Annotated in this window: 5 protein-coding genes; all 5 read left to right on the top strand. The window is 43.6% G+C overall.

From position 1 onward, the window contains the following. Nucleotides 1-18: 18 nt before the first annotated feature. Nucleotides 19-975 carry a thymidylate synthase gene (locus AC1DSE_RS28895; RefSeq protein WP_477511827.1) on the top strand — a complete coding sequence of 319 codons (957 nt, stop codon included), beginning with the start codon at nucleotides 19-21 and terminating at the stop codon, nucleotides 973-975. Nucleotides 976-1,017: 42 nt separating this feature from the next. After that, entirely contained in the window at nucleotides 1,018-1,509 is a 492-nt protein-coding gene (locus tag AC1DSE_RS28890; protein ID WP_441882410.1) for a dihydrofolate reductase, read from the top strand. A gap of 245 nt (nucleotides 1,510-1,754) precedes the next feature. Continuing rightward, a complete protein-coding gene (locus AC1DSE_RS28885; RefSeq protein ID WP_477528608.1) occupies nucleotides 1,755-3,242 on the top strand; it encodes a glutamate synthase subunit beta in 1,488 nt (495 codons plus the stop codon). 257 nt (nucleotides 3,243-3,499) lie between these two features. Then, the gene (locus AC1DSE_RS28880; RefSeq protein WP_477511828.1) at nucleotides 3,500-4,660 is read left to right on the top strand and encodes a hypothetical protein; all 1,161 of its coding nucleotides are present in this window, start codon (nucleotides 3,500-3,502) and stop codon (nucleotides 4,658-4,660) included. Between the two features lie 201 nt (nucleotides 4,661-4,861). Continuing rightward, nucleotides 4,862-5,778, top strand: a 917-nt coding sequence (locus tag AC1DSE_RS28875) for a DNA topoisomerase (RefSeq protein ID WP_477528606.1), incomplete at its 3' end; no start/stop codon positions are given.

Raw genomic sequence — 5,778 nt, 5'->3', positions numbered from 1 at the left:
ATAGGGAGCAATGTCCAAATGAGCAAAAGCGAACAAACCTACCTGAATTTGTTGAAATATGTTTTAGAACATGGAACAAAAAAAGAAGATCGAACGGGGACTGGAACGATTTCTACCTTTGGCTATCAAATGCGTTTTGATCTTAGCGAAGGTTTTCCGATGCTTACAACTAAACGTGTGCCATTCAAATTAATTGCCAGTGAGTTGATTTGGTTTATTCAAGGAGATACGAACATTCGTTATCTGCTGCAGCATAATAATAATATTTGGAATGAATGGGCGTTCAAAAGATGGGTGGAGAGCGCATTCTACACGGGCCCTGACATGACGAACTTTGGTCTTCGGTCGCAAACGGATGCTGAATTCTCTAAAGTATATGAAGAGCAAATGGATCTCTTTAAGCAGCACATCTTAACGGATGACCAGTTTGCCGCTGAATTCGGCGAGCTCGGCAACGTGTATGGCAAGCAGTGGAGAGAGTGGAAGACGACGCAAGGGGATGCGATTGATCAGCTTAAGGATGTCATTGCGACGATTAAGAAAAACCCGGATTCGAGAAGACTGATCGTCTCCGCTTGGAATCCAGAAGACGTTCCCAGCATGGCACTGCCTCCTTGCCATACGATGTTCCAATTCTATGTAACAAACGGCAAGCTTTCATGCCAGCTTTATCAGCGAAGCGCTGACATTTTCCTAGGCATACCATTTAACATCGCAAGTTATGCCTTATTGACCCACATGATTGCACACGAATGCGGGCTTGAAGTGGGAGAATTCATCCATACGCTTGGAGATGCCCACATTTACACGAATCATTTGGAGCAAATCAAGCTTCAGCTCAGCAGAGAGTCTAGACCGCTCCCTCAGTTAAAATTAAACACAGACAAACAATCAATCTTCGACTTTGCAGTTGAGGATCTATCCATTGCGGATTATAACCCTCATCCAACGATTAAAGCGCCGGTAGCTGTGTAAATTCATATTCATTTTTAAAAATGAAGAAAGGAGTTAACCATTATGAATATTACTTTGATTGCCGCTATGGATCGCAATAGAACTATAGGAATTGGAAACAAGCTGCCATGGCGTTTGCCAGCAGAAATGGCTTTTTTCAAGAAGATGACGATTGGTAAAACGGTACTCATGGGCCGTAAGACGTTTGAATCCCTGCCTAAGCCATTGGTTGATCGTAAAAATGTCGTATTGACACGTCAAACGGATTTCCACCCTGAGGGATGTGAAATCGTACATTCGATTAAAGAAGCGCTAGAATTATATACAGCTGAAGAGCTTGTTGTGATAGGCGGTGCTGATATTTACGAGCAGTTTCTGCCCTTCGCTAATCAAATATTGCTTACAAAAGTGGAAGCAGATATTGAAGGCGGAGATGCATTTTTTCCTGCATTCTCTGATTTGCAGTGGAAGCTTGTGGAAAGCGAGAGCAGAGATCGTGATGAAAAAAACAAGTATGCTTTCACGTTTCAAACGTTTATTCGGTCGGAAGTGTAGCTTTTTAAGGTAAAACCGAACGTTTGACGAACGATATGTCAGAAAGTGCAAATGATTGTACGCATAATCCATTACCTTCATAAGTACTTGAATGCTAGGATGTTGTAAAATAGTAAACGAGTGCTTTAGACAAAATATTCGTTTTCGCAGAAAGTTCGTTATTGAATATTTTAAGAATTCCCGATATAGTTTTAAAGAGAATCTAAGCAGTGTTAACGGGAAATATGGATGGAGGAAATGCGATCATGTCTACACCTACTGGTTTTATGGAATTTCAGCGCGAATTGCCGGCCGATCGCGACCCGCTAGAGCGTATCAAAGACTGGCAAGAGTTTCATAAGCATTTTTCGGATGAGCAGTTAAAAACACAAGGCGCTCGCTGCATGGACTGTGGTACACCATATTGCCACACAGGCATTGAACTGGCAGGTTCGGTTTCAGGTTGCCCAGTTAACAATCTCATTCCAGAATGGAATAATTTGATTTATCGCGGATTATGGCGTGAAGCGCTAGACCGTCTGCATAAAACGAATAATTTCCCTGAATTCACAGGCCGCGTTTGTCCAGCACCGTGTGAGGGATCTTGTACGGTTGGTTTAATAGGTGATGCTGTAACGATCAAAACAATCGAACAAGCAATCATTGATCGCGGGTTTGAAGAGGGCTGGGTTGTTCCACAACCGCCAAAAGTCCGCACAGGCAAACGGATTGCCGTAGTAGGCTCTGGCCCTGCTGGAATGGCAACTGCTGCACAACTGAATAAAGCAGGACATACCGTAACCGTATATGAGCGCRCAGATCGCATCGGCGGCTTGCTAACCTATGGTATTCCTACAATGAAGCTTGAGAAACATGTTGTTCAGCGCCGTGTTGACATTATGGCAGCAGAAGGCGTTGAGTTTGTAACGAATACAGAAATCGGCAAAGATATTACAGCTTCTGAGCTCGTTAATAGCTTTGACGCAGTCGTTCTTTGCGGAGGCTCGACAAGAGCTCGCGACGTTGAAATGGAAGGCCGCGATTTGAACGGTGTTCACATGGCAATGGATTACTTGAATGGCACAATTAAGAGCTATTTGGATTCGAATCTTGAAGATGGAAACTATATTTCCGCGAAAGACAAGGACGTTATCGTTATTGGCGGCGGAGATACTGGATCGGACTGCGTGGCTACAGCACTGCGTCACGGTTGTAAATCGGTTACGCAATTCGGCACACATGCGAAAGCGCCGCTAGTGCGAGACAACGATAAAAATCCATGGCCGCAATTCCCGAATGTGTACACGCTGGATTATGCACATGAGGAAGCAAAAGCACTATTTGGTGAAGATCCTCGAGCGTTTTCTGTACTAACGAAGAAATTTGTTGGCGATGGCAATGGAAACCTTAAAGAGCTTCATACTGTTCAAATTGAACGTACGGTTGATGAGACTGGACGTAAAATATATAGTGAAATTCCAGGAACAGAAAAAGTATGGCCTGCAGATCTTGTATTTATTGCAGTAGGTTTTGAAGGTCCTGAAACGACGCTGATTGAGCAGCTTGGTCTTGCACAAGACCGTCGTACAAACGTAAAAGCGACTTATGGCAAATACAACACTAATGTGGATAAAGTATTTGCTGCGGGCGACATGCGCCGTGGTCAAAGCTTAGTGGTTTGGGCGATTAATGAAGGTCGCGAGGCCGCTCGTGAAGTGGATAAATATTTAATGGGATCATCGATGCTTCCTTAAATATTGGACGTGATATAATAAATTTGATGGATGAGAAGCGCCTTAGGGCGCTTTTCTTGCTGAGTATGGGGTCAATACTGTCCCGCATGATAAAGGCTGTGATTGTGAATATCAATTTACGGTTAACGAGAAGGAACAAATAACAGTATTTATACTGCATCCGCGCACATTCAAGAAGAAATTCAAAAACTAAGCTCACTGTCCTAAGGAAACTTGTGGTAAAATCGGTTTGAGATGACGCGAAGGGGCGATTCGTCATGGCAGCCGATGAAGCATATGTTTTGTCACCAACAGACGTTCGAAATATTCGAAGTTATGTACAACACAAATACGCTGCGCTGCCTGGGGAAAAACGAGCAGAAATTGTAGCGGATGCGGTCAAACGCATAATACATAAGCAATTACCGAATTTCGAGACCAGCGTTAAACGCTCCGTCACAGAAATGCTCATTAGAACAGCTGTTTTGGAGCGGCAAAGACCGGTTAGAGCGGAAGATATTTTTCAAGCCTGCTTAGAGCTAGATCGAACCTCGGCAGAAATATATGATCCGTTCCATGATTGGCTGGAAGAGCAGCTGCTCATAAGCTGCAAGAAGCCTCTCATGCAGCGTGTAATGGACGAACTCGTATTAAACGGGGAGCAATCGGGTGTAGCTTCAAATGAGGCTGAGAATGGCCTTCTGACGCAGCTGAGAGGATTACTTATTACTGAAGGTGCTGAATCGCGTAATATGACACAAGCTTCAACTCAAGCAGAGGTCATTTCATTACCTGCAACGAAATGGAGCAATACGTTAGCACGTAGGATTAGTACGAGAACTTATATATACAGCACATTAAGTATTCTATTAATTGCAGCTACTTTATTGTATGGCTGGTCTTTAAATTTACCGTCTGACAACAAGCTGCAGCCACCCGTTGTTATGAACCAAGTTCAACCTATTGTTGTTCCTGTAGACGGGCTGCCTATCGAGCTTCGTTATCAAGAAATTGATCAAGCGCGGTTGATCTCATTTTTAAAGACGAAATCATCCATACTAGCTGAAGAGCCTTATTTTGGAGCAATTATAACGGCAGCGCAAGCCTTCGATATTCATCCGGTCGTCTTATTCGCTATAACTGGACAAGAGCAAGGGTTTGTACCGAAAACGAATAAGCAGCATAAAAAGATTGCCAACAATCCTTTTAATGTTTTTCATAGCTGGCAGGATTTTAACACCAATATTAAGCAATCGGCAGAAATTGCGGCGCGAACCGTATTTAACTTAAGCAAGGATAGGCCGGCAGAAGTAGATCCTTTTACATGGATTAATCGAAAGTATGCGGAAGACCCGAAGTGGTCGGATGGTGTTCGTTCGATTTTTGCCAAAATCATTGCCTATATGGAGAAGCCGGCTATTAACACAGACCTTCCGTGAACCCAATTGGGACAACTCTCCCACTTGGGTTTGCTTTTTTTATGGAGAAATTTCAAACTTGATATGGGGAAAAACATTTCTTTTTTGCGCGGAAATCTGTAAAATGTTCTAGTGGCTGTACAGTGCGAAACGTTTATTGCTAATTGTGGAGAGCGATAGGCGTTAGACTTTCGAAAAGCTTAATGAAGGAGCGATAATCTTTTGAAGACACTAATCATTGCGGAAAAACCTGATATGGGACGAAATATAGCAGCCGCAATCGATCCTAAAGCAAAAAATCACCGTTCCTACATAGAAGGCGAGCATTATATTATTACGTGGGCGATCGGTCATTTAATCGGTCTTGCAGAGCCTGATGCCTATGATGATCGTTACAAAAAGTGGAATATAAATGATCTTCCCATTATACCGACACAGTTCAAGCTCGTACCGAACAAAAAAACAATCGATCAGCTTAAGGTTATCGGCGATCTGGCAAAACGCAGCAATCTGCTTGTCAACTCTTGTGATGCCGGGCGAGAAGGGCAATATATTTTTTCCCTCATCCAGCGCCATCTTAAGTTAAATCAACCCGTTAAACGGCTGTGGATTTCAGACCTTACCCCGGAGACGATTCGAAAAGGTTTCGAGGAATTGAAAGAGGGCGCCGAATATGAGAATTTGACCCGCGCGGCAACAGCAAGAAGCGAGGCGGATTGGCTAATCGGAATGAACGGTTCACGTGCTTTTACAACGAAGCATAATGTGCTGCTATCGGTTGGCAGAGTTCAGACGCCAGTGCTCGCCCTTATATATGATCGGCAGAAGCAAATTGAAGCGTTCTCCTCTTTGAAATTTTTTGAACTGGAAGGACATTTCACACAGGATGAAATGACGTACCGCGGCATGTGGCAGGCCGAGAGAATGACAGATCAAGCAAAAGTTGAGGCCGTTGCGGCAAAGGTTAAAGGCAAGGCGGGACGAATTGCGTCTTATGAAGTTAAGGATACGAAAGAGTATCCGTTTAAGCTATACGATCTTACTCTTTTGCAGCGGGAAGCCAATGGCAAATATGCTTTTTCTGCGAAAAAAACGTTGGATACAGCACAGGCGTTGTACGAGAAGCATAAAGTTATTTC

The sequence above is a fragment of the Paenibacillus sp. 01L418 genome (assembly GCF_056400045.1).
The sequence above is the reverse complement of the archived record's forward strand: the minus strand, read 5'-3'. Positions and strand labels throughout refer to the sequence as shown.